General features: G+C 64.1%; 18 protein-coding genes and 1 other RNA gene. 13 read left to right on the top strand and 6 right to left on the bottom strand.

The features are described from left to right. The 12 genes from AC1D1Y_RS24280 to lepB form a co-directional block, all read left to right on the top strand. A partial coding sequence (locus tag AC1D1Y_RS24280; RefSeq protein ID WP_477684596.1) for an ABCB family ABC transporter ATP-binding protein/permease occupies positions 1 to 1,781 on the top strand: 1,781 nt, incomplete at its 5' end. Positions 1,782 to 2,152: 371 nt separating this feature from the next. Further along, the gene (locus AC1D1Y_RS24275) at positions 2,153 to 3,121 is read left to right on the top strand and encodes a LysR substrate-binding domain-containing protein (protein WP_477684595.1); all 969 of its coding nucleotides are present in this window, start codon (positions 2,153 to 2,155) and stop codon (positions 3,119 to 3,121) included. A gap of 125 nt (positions 3,122 to 3,246) precedes the next feature. Beyond that, positions 3,247 to 4,704, top strand: a complete 1,458-nt coding sequence (locus tag AC1D1Y_RS24270; RefSeq protein ID WP_477675054.1) for an aspartate ammonia-lyase — start codon at positions 3,247 to 3,249, stop codon at positions 4,702 to 4,704. 242 nt (positions 4,705 to 4,946) lie between these two features. Next, positions 4,947 to 5,837, top strand: a complete 891-nt coding sequence (locus AC1D1Y_RS24265) for a transporter substrate-binding domain-containing protein (protein WP_436156389.1) — start codon at positions 4,947 to 4,949, stop codon at positions 5,835 to 5,837. Positions 5,838 to 5,949: 112 nt separating this feature from the next. After that, entirely contained in the window at positions 5,950 to 6,672 is a 723-nt protein-coding gene (locus AC1D1Y_RS24260; protein ID WP_477652952.1) for an amino acid ABC transporter permease, read from the top strand. Position 6,673: 1 nt separating this feature from the next. Then, the gene (locus AC1D1Y_RS24255) at positions 6,674 to 7,363 is read left to right on the top strand and encodes an amino acid ABC transporter permease (protein ID WP_477684594.1); all 690 of its coding nucleotides are present in this window, start codon (positions 6,674 to 6,676) and stop codon (positions 7,361 to 7,363) included. A 52-nt stretch (positions 7,364 to 7,415) separates the two neighbouring features. After that, positions 7,416 to 8,153: an amino acid ABC transporter ATP-binding protein gene (locus tag AC1D1Y_RS24250; RefSeq protein ID WP_477652954.1), complete on the top strand. Its 738-nt coding sequence runs from the start codon at positions 7,416 to 7,418 to the stop codon at positions 8,151 to 8,153. 189 nt (positions 8,154 to 8,342) lie between these two features. After that, positions 8,343 to 9,410, top strand: coding sequence for a dihydroorotase (gene pyrC / locus AC1D1Y_RS24245; RefSeq protein ID WP_477684593.1), 1,068 nt, complete (start codon positions 8,343 to 8,345; stop codon positions 9,408 to 9,410). Continuing rightward, positions 9,410 to 10,192, top strand: coding sequence for an NYN domain-containing protein (locus tag AC1D1Y_RS24240; protein WP_477684598.1), 783 nt, complete (start codon positions 9,410 to 9,412; stop codon positions 10,190 to 10,192). Before pyrC ends, AC1D1Y_RS24240 begins: the two co-directional genes overlap by 1 nt. A 5-nt stretch (positions 10,193 to 10,197) precedes the next feature. Next, complete coding sequence (locus AC1D1Y_RS24235) at positions 10,198 to 10,953, top strand: DUF3025 domain-containing protein (RefSeq protein WP_477684592.1); 756 nt, start codon at positions 10,198 to 10,200, stop codon at positions 10,951 to 10,953. A 97-nt stretch (positions 10,954 to 11,050) separates the two neighbouring features. Then, positions 11,051 to 11,926, top strand: coding sequence for a protease HtpX (htpX, locus tag AC1D1Y_RS24230; RefSeq protein WP_477652958.1), 876 nt, complete (start codon positions 11,051 to 11,053; stop codon positions 11,924 to 11,926). Between the two features lie 62 nt (positions 11,927 to 11,988). Beyond that, on the top strand, positions 11,989 to 12,657 hold the full coding sequence (lepB, locus tag AC1D1Y_RS24225) for a signal peptidase I (protein WP_477684591.1): 669 nt from the start codon (positions 11,989 to 11,991) through the stop codon (positions 12,655 to 12,657). A 7-nt stretch (positions 12,658 to 12,664) separates the two neighbouring features. Here lepB and AC1D1Y_RS24220 read toward each other — a convergent pair whose 3' ends face one another. From AC1D1Y_RS24220 to AC1D1Y_RS24210, 3 genes are read right to left on the bottom strand one after another with little or no spacing between them, the layout of a single operon-like run. Then, positions 12,665 to 13,363: a ProQ/FINO family protein gene (locus tag AC1D1Y_RS24220; RefSeq protein WP_477684590.1), complete on the bottom strand. Its 699-nt coding sequence runs from the start codon at positions 13,361 to 13,363 to the stop codon at positions 12,665 to 12,667. A gap of 42 nt (positions 13,364 to 13,405) precedes the next feature. Further along, a complete protein-coding gene (locus AC1D1Y_RS24215; protein WP_477684597.1) occupies positions 13,406 to 14,029 on the bottom strand; it encodes a flavin reductase family protein in 624 nt (207 codons plus the stop codon). Then, positions 14,029 to 15,699, bottom strand: a complete 1,671-nt coding sequence (locus tag AC1D1Y_RS24210; protein WP_477684589.1) for an NAD(P)/FAD-dependent oxidoreductase — start codon at positions 15,697 to 15,699, stop codon at positions 14,029 to 14,031. The genes AC1D1Y_RS24215 and AC1D1Y_RS24210 overlap by 1 nt, the downstream gene beginning before the upstream one ends. Positions 15,700 to 15,763: 64 nt before the next feature. On the opposite strand from AC1D1Y_RS24210, the gene rnpB reads away from it, so the two are divergent. Further along, an RNA gene (rnpB, locus tag AC1D1Y_RS24205) (RNase P RNA component class A) lies at positions 15,764 to 16,104 on the top strand. Here the strand turns inward: rnpB and AC1D1Y_RS24200 are convergent. The 3 genes from AC1D1Y_RS24200 to AC1D1Y_RS24190 all read right to left on the bottom strand — a co-directional run bounded on the left by AC1D1Y_RS24200 (position 16,099) and on the right by AC1D1Y_RS24190 (position 19,397). Continuing rightward, positions 16,099 to 16,611: a DUF2127 domain-containing protein gene (locus AC1D1Y_RS24200; protein WP_477684588.1), complete on the bottom strand. Its 513-nt coding sequence runs from the start codon at positions 16,609 to 16,611 to the stop codon at positions 16,099 to 16,101. The genes rnpB and AC1D1Y_RS24200 overlap by 6 nt on opposite strands. A gap of 49 nt (positions 16,612 to 16,660) precedes the next feature. Next, positions 16,661 to 17,512, bottom strand: coding sequence for a basic amino acid ABC transporter substrate-binding protein (locus AC1D1Y_RS24195; protein WP_477675045.1), 852 nt, complete (start codon positions 17,510 to 17,512; stop codon positions 16,661 to 16,663). 232 nt (positions 17,513 to 17,744) lie between these two features. Further along, on the bottom strand, positions 17,745 to 19,397 hold the full coding sequence (locus AC1D1Y_RS24190; protein ID WP_477684587.1) for an MBL fold metallo-hydrolase: 1,653 nt from the start codon (positions 19,395 to 19,397) through the stop codon (positions 17,745 to 17,747). Positions 19,398 to 19,605: the final 208 nt, after the last annotated feature.

The raw sequence follows: 19,605 nt of genomic DNA, 5'->3' as shown, positions 1-19,605 counted from the left end.
GCAAGGCGCCGGCGCCCCAGCGTTCCGACCTGGACACCCTCAAACGCCTTTTTCCCTACCTGTGGGATTACAAATGGCGCGTGCTGGCGGCGCTGAGCTTCATGGTGGGCGCCAAGCTCGCCAACGTCGGCGTTCCGCTGCTGCTGAAAAACCTGGTCGACGCGATGAACTTCAAGCCCGGCGACGCGCAGGCCGTGCTGGTGGTGCCGGTGGCGCTGCTGCTGACCTACGGCCTGCTGCGCCTGTCGACCACGCTGTTCACCGAACTGCGCGAGCTGGTGTTCGCCAAGGCCACCGAAGGCGCGGCGCGGCGGATTTCACTGGAGGTGTTCCGCCACCTGCACGCGCTCAGCCTGCGCTTTCACCTGGAGCGGCAGACCGGCGGCATGACGCGCGACATCGAGCGCGGCACGCGCGGCGTGCATTCGCTGATCTCGTACTCGCTCTACAGCATCATCCCGACGCTGATCGAGGTGACGCTGGTGTTGAGCCTGCTGGCCGTCAAGTTCGATGTCTGGTTCGCCGGTATCACCGGCATCGCGCTGGTGTTCTATATCTTCTTCACCGTCACGGTGACCGAATGGCGCACGCAGTTCCGCAAGACCATGAACGAGCTGGACTCGTCGGCCCACAGCCGCGCCATCGACTCGCTGCTCAACTACGAAACCGTCAAGTACTTCAACAACGAAGAGTTCGAGGCCGCCCGCTACGACGAGAACCTGCTGCGCTACCGGCGTGCCGCCATCAAGAGCCAGAACACCCTGAGCCTGCTCAACGCCGGGCAGCAGCTGATCATCGCCATCGGGCTGGTGGCCATGCTGTGGCGCGCCACGCAGGGCGTGGTCGACGGCCACATGACGCTGGGCGACCTGGTGATGGTCAATGCCTTCATGATCCAGCTCTACATCCCGCTGGGCTTCCTGGGCGTGATCTACCGCGAGATCAAACAAAGCCTGACCGACCTCGACAAGATGTTCGCGTTGATGGAAAAAGAGCGCGAAATCGCCGACCTGCCGGGCGCCAAGGCCCTCGTCATTCCTGAATCGCCGGCGGTGCGTTTCGAAAACGTGAACTTCGCCTACGACCCTGCGCGTCCCATACTGCATAACGTGAGTTTTGAGATCCCGCCGGGCAAGACTGTCGCGGTGGTGGGCTCCTCGGGCGCCGGTAAGTCCACGCTCGCGCGGCTGTTGTACCGCTTCTACGACGTGCAGCAGGGCCGCATCACCATCGCCGGCCAGGATATCAAGCAGGTCACGCAGTCCAGCGTGCGGCAGGCCATAGGCATAGTCCCGCAGGACACGGTGCTGTTCAACGATACGGTGGAATACAACATCGCCTACGGCAAGCCGGGCGCCACCCATGAAGAGGTCGAAGAAGCCGCGCGTTCGGCCCGCATCCACGGCTTTATCGCCTCCACGCCGCTGAGCTACCAGACCATGGTGGGTGAGCGCGGGCTCAAGCTGTCGGGCGGCGAAAAGCAGCGCGTGGCAATCGCCCGCACCCTGCTGAAGAACCCGCCTGTGGTGATTTTTGACGAGGCCACCTCGGCGCTGGACTCGGCCAACGAGCGCGCCATCCAGACCGAGCTGCGCGCCGCCGCGCAGAACAAGACCACGCTGGTGATCGCGCACCGCCTGTCCACCGTGGTCGACGCGCACGAGATCCTGGTGATGGACGGCGGGCGCATCGTCGAGCGCGGCACGCATGCGCAGCTGCTCGAAACCGAAGGCGCGTATGCGCGCATGTGGGCGCTGCAACAGAGTTCGCCCGAGGCCTGAGCAGGCGAGCCGCAAGCGGTTTGTATTTCTAGAGACATTTCGAGGACGGTATTTACGGCGAATGCCGCTCCTTCGTCCTGCCATGGGATTCCCCGTAGGCCGAAATGCCTCACTGCCTCGCATAATCGGAAGACCCAGCGGCCACGGTTGACTGCTGGATTGCCTTTTTGGAGCCTGCATGAGCACTCACGCCAGTCAATTTGAACGCCCCCGACGTGGAGTTGAGAGCGCTACGCCCCCGATTGAGCCGCCCTGGCGCACGCCGGCGGCGTTGCTCCTCCTTGCAGGCATGTGCCTGCTGCCTCGTCGCGCCTTGCCGGCGCACGCCATGACGGCCCACTCGGGCGCGTCCAACCGCGGTCGCTAGGTCTATGGAAACCAAATGGCTGGAAGATTTCGTCAGTCTGGCTGAAACCCGCAGTTTCAGCCGCTCTGCCCAACTGCGTCACGTCACCCAGCCGGCGTTTTCGCGTCGTATCCAGGCGCTGGAAGCCTGGGCCGGCACCGACCTGGTGGATCGCAGTTCCTATCCCACGCGCTTGACGCCGGCGGGCGAAACCCTGTACAGCCAGTCGCTGGAAATGCTGCAGGGCCTGCAGTCCACCCGTGCCATGCTGCGCGGCCACACCTCGGCCGGGCAGGACGTTATCGAATTCGCCGTGCCGCACACGCTGGCCTTCACTTTTTTCCCGGCCTGGGTCAGCAGCCTGCGCGAGAAATTCGGCCCCATTAAAAGCCGGTTGATCGCGCTCAACGTGCATGACGCGGTGCTGCGCCTGGTGGAGGGCAGCTGCGACCTGTTGATCGCCTACCACCACGACTCCCAGCCTTTCCAGCTGGACCCGGACCGTTATGAAATGGTGTCGCTGGGCCAGGAAGTGCTGGCGCCTTTTGTGCGGGCCACGGCCGCCGGCGACCCCGAGTACAGCCTGCCGGGACGCCCTGGCCAGCCCCTGCCTTACCTGGGCTACGCGCCCGGCGCTTACCTGGGCCGCATGGTGGACATGATCCTCAAGCAGTCCAGCACCGCCATCCACCTGGACCGCGTCTACGAAACCGACATGGCCGAAGGGCTCAAGGCGATGGCCCTGGAAGGCCACGGCATCGCGTTTTTGCCGCTCAGCGCCGTCAGAAAGGAGTTGCGGGCCAAAAAACTCGTGAGCGCCGGCGGCAACCTGGAGATGACCATGGATGTGCGCGTCTACCGCGAGCGGCCGACCTCCAAGGACTCCGCCAAAAGCCACGCCCAGGCCTTGTGGAGCTACCTGCAGGCGCAAACCAGCAGCAGGGAAAAGGCGGCCTTGCGGGGAGGCGCTACCCCGGCCACGCGACTGGGTTAAACAGGCGTACTAGTAGTAACCCTGAGTGGTTATAAGAAAAATGCATAGAAGATCGTTGAAACAGCATTGGTGTTTTCAAACCCGCAAACTTACAGTTCGTGACGTCCAAATTCTGATCGTTGCCCGTGCCCCCTGATTCTTCTTTCACCCCGCTTGCCGAGCCCGTTCCCACCCCGGCGGGAGCCACGCGCACCGAGCACGACTTTCTCGGTGAAAAGCAGATTCCCTTTGCCGCGTATTGGGGTGTGCACACGGCGCGCGCGGTCGAAAATTTCCCGATTTCCGGCACCCGCATCTCGGCTATGCCCGACCTGATACGCGCGCTGGGTTTCGTCAAAAAGGCTGCGGCGCGCACCAACCAGCAACTCGGCGCGCTGGATGCCAGGCGCGCGGCGGCCATCATGAGCGCCTGCGAAAAACTCATTGCCGGCCAGTACCACGAGCAGTTCGTGGTCGACGTGATCCAGGGCGGCGCCGGCACCTCCACCAACATGAATGCCAACGAGGTCATCGCCAACCTCGCGCTGGAAAAGCTGGGCCTGGAAAAAGGCCGCTACGACGTGCTGCATCCCAACGACCACGTCAACGCCTCACAAAGCACCAATGACGTCTATCCCACGGCCGTGCGTATTGCCCTGTGGTTTGCCATCGAGCGCCTGCTGGCCTCCATGGCCATCCTGCGCGCCGGCTTTGAGGCCAAGGCCCATGAGTTCCGGGACGTGTTGAAGATCGGCCGCACCCAGCTGCAGGACGCCGTGCCCATGACATTGGGCCAGGAATTCCTGACCTACGCGGTCATGATCGGCGAGGACGAGGCCCGCCTGCGCGAAGCGCGCGCGCTGATCCAGGAAATCAACCTGGGCGCCACGGCCATAGGCACCGGCATCAATGCGCCGGCCGGTTATGCCGACATCGTCTGCCGCCACCTCGCCGAGGAGTGCGGTGTGCCGGTTGAAAAAGCCGCCAACCTGATCGAGGCCACGCAGGACACCGGCGCGTTCGTCCAGCTGTCCGGCGTGCTCAAGCGCGTGGCCACCAAACTCAGCAAGATCTGCAACGACCTGCGCCTGCTCTCCAGCGGGCCGCAGGCCGGCTTCGGCGACATCCGGCTGCCGCCGCGCCAGGCAGGCTCGTCCATCATGCCCGGCAAGGTCAACCCGGTGATCCCCGAGGTCATGAACCAGGTCGCCTTCGAGGTGATAGGCAACGACATGACCGTGACCATGGCCTCCGAGGCCGGCCAGCTGCAGCTCAATGCCTTCGAGCCCATCATGGGCTGGAGCCTTTTCAAGAGCATTGAACACCTGAGCCAGGCCTGCCTCACGCTTCAAACCAATTGTGTGGCCGGCATCGAGGCCAACCGCGAGCTGCTGGCCAAACGCGTGCGCGAATCGGTCACCCTGGTCACTGCGCTCAACCCCATCATCGGCTACGAAAAGGCCGCGTTGATTGCCAAGACGGCGATCGCCACCGGCGCACCGATTGCCGAGATCGCGGAATCGCTGGGCATCATGACGCAGGCCGAAGTCGAGGCCCTGCTGGTGCCCGACAAGCTCACGCAGCCCCTGCCGCTGCTTGCCTGACGGCCGCTGGCACAAAGACTGCTTACATCTGCCGTATAGTTCCGGACTTCTTCATGCGTGCACCACTTTGGAAAACCCCAGGAATTGCCACGGCTTCCGCGGGTTCAGCGGCAACTACCGCTCCAAACACTTCGCAAACACTTCGTTTTCCCCGTTTTAGAGGCCGGGTAAACCTAGGCTAGCCCCGGGTACCATCTCTCTAAAATAGTTCGCTAACCGTTTCATTCATTACAGGAGATTCCATGAAACTCAAGCTTGTCGCTCTGTCCGTCGCCCTGCTCGCCACCGGCGCCGCATTCGCCGACACCCTTTCCAAAGTCAAGGCTTCCGGCGTTGTCACCATGGGCGTTCGCGATTCTTCCGGCGCGCTCTCCTATACCCTGGGTGACGGCAAGTACACCGGCTACCACGTCGAAATCTGCCAGCGCATCCTGGCTGGCCTCGAAAAAGCCGCTGAACGCAAGCTGGAAATCAAATACCAGCCCGTGACATCGCAGAACCGCATCCCCCTCGTGCAGAACGGCACCGTCGACATCGAGTGCGGCTCCACCACCAACAACGCGACCCGCCAGAAGGACGTGGCTTTTGTCGTGACCACCTTCGTGGAAGAAGTCCGCATCGCCGTGAAGGCCAACTCTGGCATCACCTCGGTGGCCCAACTGAGTGGCAAGACCGTGGCCACCACCACCGGTACCACCTCCGTGCAGACCCTGCGCAAGAACAAGCGCGCCACCGGCGTCGAGTTCAAGGAAATCTTCGGCAAGGACCACTCCGACAGCTTCCTGCTGCTCGAGTCCGGCCGCGCCGATGCGTTTGTGATGGACGGCTCCATCCTGGCCGGCAACATCGCCACCGCCAAGAAGCCTTCCGATTTCAAGATCGTCGGTGAAGTGCTGAGCGTTGAGCCCATTGCCATCATGATCCGCAAGGATGACCCCCTGCTCAAGCGCCTGGCCGACGACACGGTCAAGGGCATGATCAAGTCGGGTGAGATGAACAAACTGTGGACCAAATGGTTCCTGTCGCCGATTCCTCCGAAGAACACCAAGGTCGGCCTGGCCCTGAGCGCCAGCACCAAGGCAGCCTGGGACAACCCGAACGACAAGCCCATGGAAGAGTACGTCCAGAAGTAATTTTGGGCAGGTAAATTGAACAACCCCGCCGGTCGCCTTGCACTGGCGGGGTTTCCCGTTTACCGTTAGCGTCGCAGGGAAGACAACATAACAACCATTTGCTGGAGCCGTGATGACTTGGGATTGGCAGGTATTTTTGAATGATGACGGTAGCGGTCGAACCTACCTGCAGTGGATGTTTGATGCCTGGGGCTGGACGCTGTCCGTCGCCGGCGCATCCTGGGTGATTGCGATGCTGTGTGGCGCGATCATCGGCACGCTGCGCACCTTGCCGAACAGCCCCTGGCTTGTGCGTTTCGCCAATGCCTGGGTCGAACTGTTCCGCAACGTTCCCCTGCTGGTCCAGATTTTCATCTGGTACTTTGTGGTTCCCAAGATTTTCCCCGCCATGAAGGAGCTGCCCAGCTTCATCCTGGTGGTGTTCGCCCTGGGCTTTTTCACCTCGGCGCGTATCGCCGAGCAGGTCAGGGCCGGTGTCCAGGCATTGCCCCGCGGCCAGCGTTATGCCGGCATGGCCATGGGTTTCACGACCCTGCAGACCTACCGCTACGTGATCTTGCCGATGGCCTTTCGCATCATCATTCCACCGCTCACTAGCGAGTCGATGAACCTTTTGAAGAATTCCTCGGTGGCTTTCGCGGTGTCCATCGCCGAACTCACCATGTTCGCCATGCAGGCGCAGGAAGAAACCTCGCGCGGCATTGAAATCTACCTGGCGGTGACGGCGCTCTACGCCGTCTCGGCTTTCGCGGTCAACCGCGTCATGGCCTTCGTCGAGAAGCGGGTGCAAATCCCCGGCTTCGTCGTCGCCGGCTCAACAGGCGGAGGACACTGACATGCTTGGACTCGACATGAGCTTCCTGAACTGGGACATGATCTCCCAGTTCGTGGTCAAGGGTTTTATTTTCAGCATAGAGCTGACCGTCATCGCCACGATAGGCGGCATCATCTTCGGCACCGTGCTGGCCCTGATGCGCCTTTCCGGCAAGTCCTTCCTGACGATTCCCGCGACCTTTTACGTCAACGGCATGCGTTCCATTCCGCTGGTCATGGTGATCCTGTGGTTCTTCCTGCTGGTGCCGGCTTCGTTTTATACGACCTTCGGCAACTGGGGTTCCAACTACCGCGCTGAAATCTCGGCCATCATCACTTTCGTCGCTTTCGAGGCCGCTTACTTCAGCGAAATCATGCGCGCCGGCATACAGTCCATCTCCCGCGGCCAAGTCAATGCCGGGCGCGCCCTGGGCATGAGCTACGCGCAGAACATGAAGCTGATCATCCTGCCGCAGGCTTTCCGCAACATGGTGCCCATCCTGCTGACGCAGACCATCATCCTGTTCCAGGACACCTCGCTGGTTTATGCCATCGGTGCCTATGACCTGCTCAAGGGTTTCAGCACCGCCGGCAAGATCTACGGCCGCCCTGAAGAGGCTTACCTGCTGGCCGCCGTGGTTTATTTCGTGATCTGCTTCGGGCTGTCCTTCATGGTCAAGCGCCTGAACAGCAGAATCGCCATCATTCGCTAAGAGCGCCGCGCATCACAGCAGGCAAACCTCAAAGAGCACACTGGAGAAGAAGATGATTGAGTTGAAAGAAGTTTCCAAATGGTACGGCGACGTGCAGGTTCTCAACAGCTGCACCACCCGCATCAAAAAGGGTGAAGTGGTCGTGGTCTGCGGTCCTTCGGGATCGGGCAAATCCACCCTGATCAAGACCATCAACGCACTGGAGCCCTTCCAGAAGGGCCAGATCTTCGTCGATGGCAAGGCCGTGCACGACCCCAAGACCGACCTGCCCAAGCTGCGCAGCCGCGTCGGCATGGTGTTCCAGAATTTCGAGCTGTTCCCGCACCTGAGCGTCACCGAAAACCTGACGCTGGCGCAGGTCAAGGTGCTGGGCCGCAAGCCCGACGAAGCCAAAAAACACGGCCTCAAGTACCTGGACCGCGTGGGCCTGATGGCGCACAAGGACAAATTCCCCGGCCAGCTGTCGGGCGGCCAGCAGCAGCGCGTGGCGATTGCCCGGGCGCTCAGCATGGATCCCATCGCCATGCTGTTTGACGAACCCACCTCCGCGCTCGACCCCGAAATGGTCGGCGAGGTGCTGGACTGCATGATGGGCCTGGCCGTCGAAGGCATGACCATGATGGTGGTGACCCATGAAATGGGCTTCGCCCGCAAGGTCGGCAGCCGCGTGATTTTTATGGACGTGGGCGGCAAAATCCTGGAAGATTGCTCGAAAGACGAGTTCTTCAACCACCCCGAGAACCGCCAGGCGCGCACCAAGGACTTCCTCAACAAGATCCTGTCGCACTGAACGCATCGAAGATCACCGCAACTGCAAAAAAGAAGAAGAAACAAAAAAGCCCCGCATTGCGGGGCTTTTTTCATGGCGGCAGCCGGCCGTTTCCAGGCTGCCGTGTGGTGGCGGGGTTCGCCCAGGCCGGCTTTGCCGGATAGGCCGAGGTAGGCGTCTTTGCGTCCCGGCGGTGCGACAATTCAGGCCATGACCTCCGCCACCCGCACCCCCGCTACCACCCTGACTCTCACCCGCCCCGACGACTGGCACCTGCATGTGCGCGACGGCGAGGCCTTGCTCACCGTGGTGCCGCACACTGCGGCGCAGTTCGGCCGCGCCATCATCATGCCCAACCTGCGCCCGCCGGTCACCACCGCCGCCCAGGCCGTGGCCTACCGTGAACGCATCCAGGCCGCCGTGCCGGCCGGCGTGCACTTTCAGCCGCTGATGACGCTCTACCTGACCGACAACCTGCCGCCCGACGAAATCGCCCGCGCCAAAGATGCCGGCGTGGTCGCGGCCAAACTCTACCCSGCMGGCGCCACCACTAATAGCGACGCCGGCGTGACCGACCTGCGCAAGACCTACAAGACCCTGGAGGCCATGCAAAAGGCCGGGCTGCTGCTGCTGGTGCACGGTGAGGTGACCTCGTCCGACATCGACCTGTTCGACCGCGAGGCCGTGTTCATCGACACCCAGCTGATTCCGCTGCGCCGTGATTTCCCCGAACTCAAGATCGTCTTCGAGCACATCACCACGCGGGAAGCGGCGCACTATGTGCGCGACGCGGACCGCTTCACCGGCGCCACAGTCACCGCCCACCACCTGCTCTACAACCGCAACGCGATCTTCACGGGCGGCATCCGCCCCCACTATTACTGCCTGCCGGTGCTCAAGCGCGAAACCCACCGCCTGGCGCTGGTCGAGGCCGCCACCGGCGGCAACGCGCGGTTTTTCCTCGGCACCGACAGCGCGCCGCACCCTGCCCACCTCAAGGAGCACGCCACCGGCTGCGCGGGCTGCTACACCGCCCATGCGGCGATGGAGCTTTACGCGGAGGCCTTTGACGCGGCCGGCGCGCTGGACAAGCTCGAGGCCTTTGCCAGCTTCAACGGCGCCGACTTCTACGGCCTGCCGCGCAACACCGGCAGCATCACGCTCAAGAAGGAAAGCTGGCACCCGCCCGAAAGCTATGCCTTCGGCGAGGCCGAGCTCAAGCCGCTGCGCTCGGGTGAAAGCCTGCCCTGGAAGCTCGAAACTTCAGAAAGCACATGATGGACCACAAGCCGCGCGTTGCCTTGCTCATAGACGCCGACAACTCGCCGGCGTCCAAAATCGACCTGATCCTTAACGAGTTGTCGACCTTCGGCGAGACCAACATCCGGCGCGCCTACGGCAACTGGAAAAAGAACGAGCTCAAAGGCTGGGAAGAGGTGCTGCACGAGCACGCCATACGCCCCATGCAGCAGTTCGATTACACCAAGGGCAAGAACGCCAGCGACATGGCCATGGTGATAGACGCGCTGGAGTTGCTTTATACCGACCGTCCCGACGCCTTCGGCATCGTCTCGTCGGACGCCGATTTCACGCCGCTGGTCATGCACCTGCGCGCCAAGGGCGCGGCGGTCTATGGTTTCGGCGCTCAGAAAACGCCCGAGCCCTTCGTCAACGCCTGCTCGCGCTTCCTGTTCCTCGACAAGCTGCGTCCCATCGCGGTCGCCGACACGGCCGGCGCTGCTCACGGCGACAGCAAGGACGACGGCGAGGCCGTGTCCGCCACACCGCTGCGGGCCACGCCCGCGCAACTGCGCCAGGACGCCAAGCTCGTCATGCTGCTGCGCAACGCGGTACAGGCCGCGGCCGATGACGAGGGCTGGGCACGCGTGGGCGCGGTCGGCACGCAGATCGCCAACCAGGCTTCCTTCGACCACCGCAACTACGGTTATGCCACGCTGACCAAGCTGCTGGTGGCCACCCAGCTTTTTGAGATCGCCGACGAAGGCAAGTCCACGGTCATGGTGCGCGACAGAAAGCAGCCCAAACCGGCCAAGGCCTGAGCGCCATGGGAAACCCGGCACCGCTACCCCCCATTGACTGGGAACGGCCCTGGCTGCAGGCCTGGCGCGAACCCGGCCAGCGCGCGGCCTGCGCGGTCACGGCGGGCGTCGCACTGCACCAGGCGCTCAATGCGGTGCAGCCCGCGCCGGTCTGTTTCGCGCCGCAATGCACGCTGCCGACCGGCGAGGCCTATGAGAGCTTTATCGCCAGGACCCGCCTGTGCCCGACCCGCGAGGGTGCGCACGATTTTTTCAACGGCCTATGCTGGATGCGTTTTCCGGAGACCAAACGAAAGCTCAACCAGCTGCAGGCCGCCGAGATCGCCGCCGCGGGCGTGGCCCCGGTGCGCGGCCCGGTGCGCGATGCCCTCACGGTGTTTGACGAAAACGCGGCTTTCCTGTCGGCGCCGCAGGCGCTGTGGGACGCGCTGCTGGCCCGCGACTGGAACAGCCTCTTCATCACCCACAGGCCGCTGTGGCGGGAGGCCCGGCTCGTGCTGTTCGGCCATGCCCTGCTCGAAAAACTACTGAGCCCGCGCAAAGCCATCACGGCCCATGTCTACCTGGCGCAGCCGCCCATGGGCTCCATCGCGGAACTCGACACCTGGGTGGCGGCCGACCTCAGCGCAGCCAGGCTCGCCGCCAAGCCTTTTGCGCCCTTGCCGGTGCTGGGCGTGCCCGGCTGGTGGCCCGGGAACGAGAACTTTTCCTTTTATGATGACTCCTTAGTATTCCGGCCGGCTGTCATAAATAACAGATAAAAATCAGCCACTTAGGCGCGGGCACCGCTTGAACCGGGCCCGCGGGCCCTCATATCCTGCGCAAGGCGGGATTTTTCACCGACCCCACGGAGAACCCATGAAACGTATTTTCCTGTTTGTCCTGACCAATATCGCCGTCGTGGCGGTGCTGGGCATCGTCGCCAGCCTGCTGGGCGTCAACCGCTATCTCACGCCGAACGGGCTGAACCTGGGCATGCTGCTCGGGTTTGCGCTCGTGATCGGTTTTGGTGGCGCCATCATCTCGCTGCTGATCAGCAAACCGGTCGCCAAATGGAGCGCCGGCGTGCGCGTCATCAATGAAGCCCAGAATGCCGATGAGGCCTGGATTGTCGAGACCGTGCGCAAGCTGGCCGAGAAGGCCCAGATCGGCATGCCCGAAGTCGGCATCTTTGAGGGCGCCCCCAATGCCTTTGCCACCGGCGCGTTCAAGAACTCCTCGCTGGTGGCCGTGTCCACCGGTTTGCTGCAAGGCATGACCAAGGAAGAAATCGAGGCCGTGCTGGGCCATGAGATCGCCCACATCGCCAACGGCGACATGGTCACCATGACCTTGATCCAGGGCGTGATGAACACCTTTGTGGTCTTCCTTTCGCGTGTGATCGGTTACGCCGTCGACAGTTTCCTGCGCCGCGGCAGCGACAACAACTCCGGCCCCGGCATCGGCTACTACGTCAGCACCATCGTGCTGGACATCGTGCTCGGTTTTGCCGCCGCCATCGTCGTGGCCTGGTTCTCACGCCAGCGCGAGTTCCGCGCCGACGCCGGCGCCGCGCAGCTGATGGGCCGGCGCCAGCCCATGATGAACGCCCTGGCGCGCCTGGGCGGCATGCAGCCGGGCGAGCTGCCCAAGGCCGTGGAGGCCATGGGCATCACCGGCAGCATCGGCAAGCTGTTTGCCACGCACCCGCCGATTGAAGAGCGCATCGCTGCATTGCAAAACAGCCAGGCTTAAGTATCCAGGGCGCCCCGCACAGGGCGCCCTTTTTTTTGCACGGATTTCACAGGAGCACGAGCATGAAAAGCTGGATGAAACAGAACCGCGGTTTTCTGGTATTTCTGTTGTTGTTCGGGTTGTTCCGTACCGCGATCGCGGACTGGAACCCGATTCCCTCGGGTTCCATGCGGCCCAACCTGCTCGAAGGCGACGTGGTTTTTGTCAACCGGCTGGCCTACAACGTCAAGGTCCCGCTGACTGACGTGGTGTTGGCGCGCACGGCCGACCCGCAGCGCGGTGACGTCGTCACCTTTTCCTCGCCAGTGGACGGCGTGCGCCTGATCAAGCGGCTGGTGGCGCTGCCGGGCGATGTCGTGGAAATGCGCGCCAAGGTGCTCATCATCAACGGGCAGGCGGCGCGCTATGAAGCGCTGGACACGGCGCTGGAGCCCGCCGGCCCGGTGGGCGTGCTGGTGGCCACTCACGTGAAGGAAAGCACGGCCCAGGGACAGCATGAAATCCAGTGGCTGGCCGGCGTGGCGGCCAAGGACACCTGGGGCCCGATCACGATTCCGCCCGACCAGTTCATGATGCTGGGCGACAACCGTGACAACAGCGCCGATTCGCGCTACATCGGCCTGGTGCCGCGCCAGCTGCTGATAGGCCGGGCCGAACGCATCCTGGTGTCGGCCGACATCCTCGAGAAGTGGCAGCCCCGCTTCGAGCGCTTCGGCCGCTCGCTCTACTGACGCTGCCTTATTGAGGCTGGGCGGCGCCGGCCTGCCGCGTCCGTTCCACCGCCTGGGCGACGTCCGCGGGGGCCATGCCGTACATCTCGGCAAACTGCTCCATCGTCTTGCCGCTGGCCTCAAAAGCCCGCATCAGCGCTTCACGTTTGGCGGTCTGCACCGCGATTTCGGCAAAAGCCTCGTCGAGCAGCGCGTTGGCTGCCTCGTCCTGCGTGCGGGTGCGCTCGGCGTAGTCTTCGCGGCTCAGGCCCGAGGCCTCGATGGCCGCGACCAGGCGGGCAACGACCTTGGGGCGCAAATCCTCCTTGGAGCGCGCCTGGCGGCGCCGGAAGACTTCCATGATGGCGTGGTGCACGTGCTCGGGCGCCACGGGCTCCACGGGTTCGCCCTGCAGGTTGTGGCGCGGATGGCCGGCCGCCACGCATTCGAGGTAGCGGGTGGAACGCGCGTGCAGGCCGAGAGCGACCTTGAGCTCGTCGCGCTTGAACACTTCGGGGTTCTCGGCCAGCAGGTCCTGGAAGGCGCCCAGCTTGAGCGGCAGGAACTGCGCGCCGAACATCTTCGGGTAGAGCTCGAACAGCTTTTCCAGCACCGGATGGACTTCGCGCGTGCGCTGTTGCTGCTGCTGCGGTGGGCCGGCGGGCCGGGTGCGCTGCGGTGGGCGGGGGCGCTTGGCGCGCGGAGGGGGTGTGGTGGTGTCGGTCATGTGATGGGGTGAAAAAGTGGAATGCCGGGGTGCCCTGGCCGCCTAGCGCGGCCGGAACATGCGAAAGAGGTTGTCGGGGGTGACGGTGAAATAGTCGGCCGGCCCGCCGCCGCGAAGAATCGGTTCGGCGGCCGCTGTGTCGTAAATGCCGTCCTTGAGCAAATGCCTTGCAATGTACACGCCGACGACTTCGCCCAGCACCAGCCAGGTGGGCACCGGCACGCCGTCCGCGCCCTGCAGCTGCAGGATCTGCGTCAACCGGCACTCGAAGGACACCGGGCTTTCCAGCACGCGCGGCGCGGCAATACGCTGCGAAGCCACCGGCGTGAGGCCGGCCAGCTCGAATTCATTGACTTCAGGCGCCACCATTGCGCAGGAGCGGTTCATGGCCTCGGCCAGCGGCCGGGTTGCTAGGTTCCAGCCGAACTCGCCGGTTTCGCGGATATTGCGCAGGCTGTCCTTGGCGCCAATGCTGGCGAAGCCGATGATGGGCGGCGTGTAGTTGAAGGCGTTGAAAAAACTGTAGGGCGCCAGGTTGAGCTGCCCTTTCGCGTCCCGCGAGGAAATCCAGCCTATAGGCCGCGGCCCCACCATGGCGTTGAAGGGGTCGTGCGGCAGGCCGTGGCCTTTAGCGGGTTCGTAGTAATGGAAATTGTCGTCAGCCATCATGCGGCCACCCGCTGCCGTTCGGCATCCTGCAGCACGCTGCGTGCCAGCGCCTCGGCGACCTTGATGCCGTCCACGCCGGCCGACAGGATGCCGCCCGCGTAGCTGGCGCCTTCGCCGGCCGGGTAGAGGCCGCGCACATTGATGCTTTGCAGGTCCTCGCCGCGGCTGATGCGGATGGGCGAGGAGGTGCGTGTTTCCACGCCGGTCAGCACCGCATCATGCGTGTCGAAGCCCTTGATCTTCTTGCCGAACACCGGAAAGGCCTCGCGCATGGCCGCGATCGCATAGGCGGGCAGTGCCGGCGACAGGTCGCCCAGGGTCACCCCCGGTTTGTAAGACGGGGTGATGCTGCCCAGCGTGGTCGAGGGGCGGCCCGCCAGGAAATCGCCGACCAGCTGCCCCGGGGCGTTGTAGTTGCCGCCGCCCAGCACAAAGGCGTGCGACTCGAGCTGGCGCTGCAGCGCGATGCCGGCCAGCGCGTCGCCGGCTTCAAAGCCAGGGTAGTCGCGCGGGTCTATGCCCACCACGATGCCGGCGTTGGCATTGCGCTCGTTGCGCGAGTACTGGCTCATGCCGTTGGTCACCACGCGTCCGGGCTCCGAGGTGGCGGCSACCACSGTGCCRCCCGGGCACATGCAGAAGCTGTAGACCGATCGGCCGTTGCTCGCGTGGTGCACCAGCTTGTATTCGGCCGCACCCAGCGAGGGGTGGCCGGCATGGCGGCCCCAGCGCGCGCGGTCAATGATGCCCTGCGGGTGCTCGACCCGAAAGCCGATCGAAAAAGGCTTGGCCTCGATGTACACGCCGCGCTCGTAGAGCATGGCGAAGGTGTCACGCGAGCTGTGGCCCAGCGCCATCACCACCTGGTCGGCGCGCATCTCCTGGCTCTGGCCGGTGGACTGGTCCAGCACCGTGAGGCCGCGCAGCTGCTTGCCCTCGGGGCCGTCCTCGATCAGGACGTCGGTCACGCGCTGCTCGAAGCGGATCTCGCCGCCCAGTGCGACGATCTGCGCGCGCATGTTCTCGACCACCTTCACCAATTTGAAGGTGCCGATGTGCGGATGCGCCTCGAACAGGATGTCGGCGGGCGCGCCGGCCTTGACGAATTCGTTCATCACCTTGCGGCCCAGGTGGCGCGGGTCCTTGATCTGGCTGTAGAGCTTGCCGTCSGAAAAMGTGCCSGCRCCRCCTTCGCCRAACTGCACRTTGSWCTCGGGRTTCAGCRYSTTCTTGCGCCACAGGCCCCAGGTGTCGCGGGTGCGCTGGCGCACCGTCTTGCCGCGCTCGAGCACGATGGGCTTGAAGCCCATTTGCGCCAGCAGCAGGGCCGCGAACATGCCGCAGGGGCCGAAGCCGACAACGACCGGGCGCAGCGGCAGGCCGGCGGGCGCCTGGCCCAGGTTGCGGTAAGCCATGTCGGGCGTGGGCAGGATATGCGGGTTGCCRGAAAATTTCGCCAGCAGCGCGCTTTCCTGGTCTGCATCGGCCAGCGTGACGTCGACGATGTAGACCTTGAGCAGGTCGGCCTTGCGCGCGTCAAAGCTGCGTTTGTGGATGTGGATATCCTGCAAGTCGGCTGCGGCGATGCCCAGGGTCTGGGCCGCCAGGGCGGGCAGGGCGTCTTCCGCGTGGTCCAGCGGAAGTTTGAGTTCGGTCAGGCGAATCATGGAAAGGGGCTCGTGTTGATCAAGCAGCCCGCATTTTAAAGGCTTGGCGGATAATAGGCCGCGTGAAGCCTGCCAGACCGCCGCTGGTGCAATCTGGGAAACCAGGCACTGGAGGAACGTCCGGACTGCACAGGACAGCGTAGGAGGTAACACCTCTCCACCGTGAGGTGAGGATCAGAGCAACAGAGACGAGTCGGCCTTGGGGTAACCCCGGGCCGGGTGAAACGGGCAATCTCTACGCGCAGCAATACCAAGTAGGCCAGCGTTGATGTGGTTCCGCAGAGCTGGCGGGTAGGTAGCATTGAGCCGTGGGGGCGACCCCCGGCCCAGATTAATGGCGGTCACGCCGGGTCTTCTCCAAGGGGGCCCGGTGCACAGAATCCGGCTTATCGGCGGGCTTCACACTTTATTTAGGGCCTTGCGGCCCAGGCGTATCCAGAGCTGGAACGCCAGGAAGCCAACAATCACCACGTTGGCCAGCAGCACGCCGGCATTGATGGCGCCGGGCCGGTGCGCCAGGTGGGCCAGCTCCAGCGGGATGTACAGGGCCCCCGACAGCGCGCCCAGCCATTCGGCCCAGGTTTTTTCCTTCCACAGCCCCCAGGCTTCCAGGAAGCGCACGGCGATATACGCCAGCGCCACAGGCGCGAGCGTGCGCAGGTCTATGGCGCCCAGCAGGTCTGCGTAATGCAGCAGGAGTGTGGGATAGGGTAGCGCCGGGTCAAGGTGAAAGCGCCACAAGAGTGCAAGGGCCAGCCGGTGGAGATCGTGGTGCAGCAGCTCCAGCAGGCCTAAGCCGGCCGCCATTGCGGCCAGTCCCTTGGCGGCTTCAAAAATGGCAATGGCGCGCAAGGCGCGCTTGCGGCCGGCGGGTATGGCGCCTGCAGGCGGGGGCGCATGCTCGGGAGTCATTGCAGGCGCCGCGCAGCGATGAAACCGGCGGCGCCTGGGGAGGCCAGCCTTACTTCGACGCGGCTGCGGCGGGTGCCTTGGCGCCCGCGCCGCCGAAGTACTTCGCGTAGATCTTGTCGTAGGTGCCGTCGGTCTTGATGTCGGCCAGGCCCTTGTTGAGTTTTTCCAGCAGTTCGGTGTTGCCCTTCTTCACGGCCAGGCCGTACTGCTCGGGGGAAAAGCTGGCGTCGGTGATGGTCTTGAACTGGGCGCCGCTGTTGTTGTTGACGTAGTGTTCGACCACGCCGTTGTCGGCCACCACGGCGTCCACGCCACCGGCTTCCAGTTCTTTCAGCGCCAGCGGCGTTGCTTCAAAGCGCTTGATGTTGGGGCTATCCTTGCCCTGCAGCTTGGTGATGACTTCATCGCCCGTGGTGCCGTTCTGCACGCCGACTTTGAGTTTTTTCAGGTCGTTGAACTTGGCGATCTTCGAATCCTTCTTCACGGCGATCAGCTGCTGCGCGTCGAAGTAGGGGGTCGAAAAATCCATGGTCTGCTTGCGCTCGGCCGTGATGGTGATGGCGGATACCAGCAGGTCGCGGTCGCCCTGGTTGAGCGAGTTGAAGATGCCTTCCCACGGCGTGTTGATGAATTTCACCTCGATGCCGGCTTTTTTCGCCACGGCCTGCACGACCTCGATGTCGAAGCCGACGATTTCGCCCTTGTCGTTCTGCGATTCAAAGGGCACGTAGGCGGCGTCGGTGCCCACCACATAGACCTTGGCGGCCGGTGCTGCTGCGGCGGGCGCGGAGGCGCCGGCTGCCGGTGCCGGCGGCTCCTGCTTGCCGCAGGCTGCCAGAACCAGGCCGGCCAGCAAAATGCCGGCGCTTTGAAGGAAATGTCGGGTCGTGATGGAAGGCATGAAAAAAACCTCGCTGAATGTTGAATACGTGAGTTCAGAATCCCGCGGAAAGGCGGGCTGGTGGCCCGGTTCCCGGCAGGTATGAGAAAAAAAGTATAAACCGGGGCCGCCACAGGCCAAGCAATTGATGTGCCTGATGACGCGGAATGCAGGATACCTTAGCAAGGGGCCGTCCGTCAGCCTGRCATTCCCTCACTGGGGGCGGCAGGACGAGCGAGGCGCCCCGGTAGCCCTACAAATTGGAAAATCCCTGCGACTCGATGCGTTCCACGTGCGCGAGCAGCGAGCGTTTGGCCACCGGCCAGATGCGCGGGTCCACATCGTCGTACGCCGCCGCGACCCAGTCGTCCATGGTGCCGTCCGGCCGGGCCTGCATCACGCCGAGGATTTTGGCCTCGCGCTTGAGGCGGTGCGCCTTGAGCTGGGCAATCGCGGTTTTGGCCTCGCCGATCACATAGCCGTGCGCCGGGGCGATGAATTCAATGTGATGCTCGCCGCAAGCCGCGCTGAGCGCATCCAGCGATTCGAGGTAGGCGTTCATGTCGCCGTCCGGCGGGTCGATGACGGTGGTGCTGCCGTTGAGGATGTGGTCGCCGCTGAACAGCAGGCCGTCTTCCTCCAGCACCAGGCAGACATGGTTGGCCGCATGGCCGGGGGTGTGAAGCACCCTCAGCGTGTGGGTAGCCGTTTCGCCGTCCGGGCCTTTGCTTTTAAGCGTGAGGCGTTCCTGGTTTTGCAGCGCCCTGTCCGGCGTGAAGGCACTCGCGCTGCGCGCCGTGGGCGCGGAAGGCAGCCCCAGGATGGGCGGGGCCGTGCGGCACAGCGCCTGTAGCGGCTTCGCGCCGGGGGAGTGGTCGGGGTGCGAATGCGTGCAGACAATCATGCGGATATCACCGCCGGCCGCCTGCCAGAGGCGCTGCAGGTGTTCCTGGTCGGCCGGGCCGGGGTCGATCGCGATATAGCCGCTGCCCGGGTCGCCGACGAGGTAGCTGTTGGTGCCCGGCCCGGTCATCACACCCGGGTTGGGCGCTGTCAGGCGTTGCACGTTGCGCAGCAGCGCCACCGGCTGCGCGCTTTGCCAGTCCAGTGTATGCACGATCTGCCCGTCGGGGCAGGTCAACGCGAGTTCGCCGTACGGGGCTTCATCTTCCATGTAGCGCGCTTCCTTGCCGCCCAGCAGCCCGGCGCGCGGGCAGGAGGTCCACAGCGGGATTTCGGACGCACAGGCGGCGAGCACCGCATCGACGTCGGGATAGTGCTGCAGTTTTTCCAGCGTGCGTATCGTGGGAAAGATGATGAAAAAGCCGCCCGCCGCGTGCCGCGCCAGCGCTTCGGCCGGCCGCACCCAGACCGGCTCGAACTGCTCGGCTTCGTCGGCCACCGGGCTCTGGCCCTCGGGCATGCGTGCCACCAAAAAGGGTACGTCAAACCGCCGCGGCAGGTCGCGGTCGGTGACCCAGTGCGCCAGCACAAACACCTCGTCGCCTGCCAGCGTGAGGCCGCGCTCACGGCATTGCGCGGCAAACGGCGCCTTGCGGTCCAGCGCCGCGATGTCGGCCGTGTTCACATGGCTGCCATCGGCGTGGCGCGCCAGCAGCACGCCGAGTTCCTCAAAACTTTCGCGGATGGCTGCGATGGCCTGTGTCAGGTGCAGGTCGCTTTGCGTCGCGCGGCGCGTGGACTGGGTGTGCGCCTGTGCGTCCGTTGCGTCGATGCCGCCGCCGGGGAAGACGTAGGCGCCTGGTGCGAAGCTGGCCGTCATCGAACGGCGTGTCATCAGGACTTCTATGCCTTGCGCGGTGTCGCGCAGCAGGAGGACCGTGGCGGCTGGGCGCAGGGGGGCTGGGTCGCGGTGGGGGTGGAGTTGTTGGGAGGGGCGGGGCATTTTGGGATTATGGCTTTTGGGGTCGGGTCTTGCTCCGACGGCGTGCTCTCCTCTGAGATCTGCTGGCCGGGGTCGCCCGGCGGCGACTCACTTTTCTTTGCTTCGCCAAAGAAAAGTAAGCAAAAGAAAGGCGACCCGCAGTCTGGGTCCCTACGCTTCGCTTCGGGCAACCTGCGGTGCTCGAGCCAAGCGGGGTCTGGCTAAACTC

Source organism: Polaromonas sp. P1_G1, assembly GCF_056405595.1.
The sequence above is the reverse complement of the archived record's forward strand: the minus strand, read 5'-3'. Positions and strand labels throughout refer to the sequence as shown.

Coding starts and splice junctions, on each gene's coding strand:
- AC1D1Y_RS24275 (WP_477684595.1), top strand. CDS start 2,153: ATGGAAACCAAATGGCTGGAAGATTTCGTCAGTCTGGCTGAAACCCGC.
- AC1D1Y_RS24265 (WP_436156389.1), top strand. CDS start 4,947: ATGAAACTCAAGCTTGTCGCTCTGTCCGTCGCCCTGCTCGCCACCGGC.
- AC1D1Y_RS24260 (WP_477652952.1), top strand. CDS start 5,950: ATGACTTGGGATTGGCAGGTATTTTTGAATGATGACGGTAGCGGTCGA.
- AC1D1Y_RS24255 (WP_477684594.1), top strand. CDS start 6,674: ATGCTTGGACTCGACATGAGCTTCCTGAACTGGGACATGATCTCCCAG.
- AC1D1Y_RS24250 (WP_477652954.1), top strand. CDS start 7,416: ATGATTGAGTTGAAAGAAGTTTCCAAATGGTACGGCGACGTGCAGGTT.
- AC1D1Y_RS24240 (WP_477684598.1), top strand. CDS start 9,410: ATGGACCACAAGCCGCGCGTTGCCTTGCTCATAGACGCCGACAACTCG.
- AC1D1Y_RS24235 (WP_477684592.1), top strand. CDS start 10,198: ATGGGAAACCCGGCACCGCTACCCCCCATTGACTGGGAACGGCCCTGG.
- htpX (WP_477652958.1), top strand. CDS start 11,051: ATGAAACGTATTTTCCTGTTTGTCCTGACCAATATCGCCGTCGTGGCG.
- lepB (WP_477684591.1), top strand. CDS start 11,989: ATGAAAAGCTGGATGAAACAGAACCGCGGTTTTCTGGTATTTCTGTTG.
- AC1D1Y_RS24220 (WP_477684590.1), bottom strand. CDS start 13,363: ATGACCGACACCACCACACCCCCTCCGCGCGCCAAGCGCCCCCGCCCA.
- AC1D1Y_RS24215 (WP_477684597.1), bottom strand. CDS start 14,029: ATGGCTGACGACAATTTCCATTACTACGAACCCGCTAAAGGCCACGGC.
- AC1D1Y_RS24200 (WP_477684588.1), bottom strand. CDS start 16,611: ATGACTCCCGAGCATGCGCCCCCGCCTGCAGGCGCCATACCCGCCGGC.
- AC1D1Y_RS24195 (WP_477675045.1), bottom strand. CDS start 17,512: ATGCCTTCCATCACGACCCGACATTTCCTTCAAAGCGCCGGCATTTTG.
- AC1D1Y_RS24190 (WP_477684587.1), bottom strand. CDS start 19,397: ATGCCCCGCCCCTCCCAACAACTCCACCCCCACCGCGACCCAGCCCCC.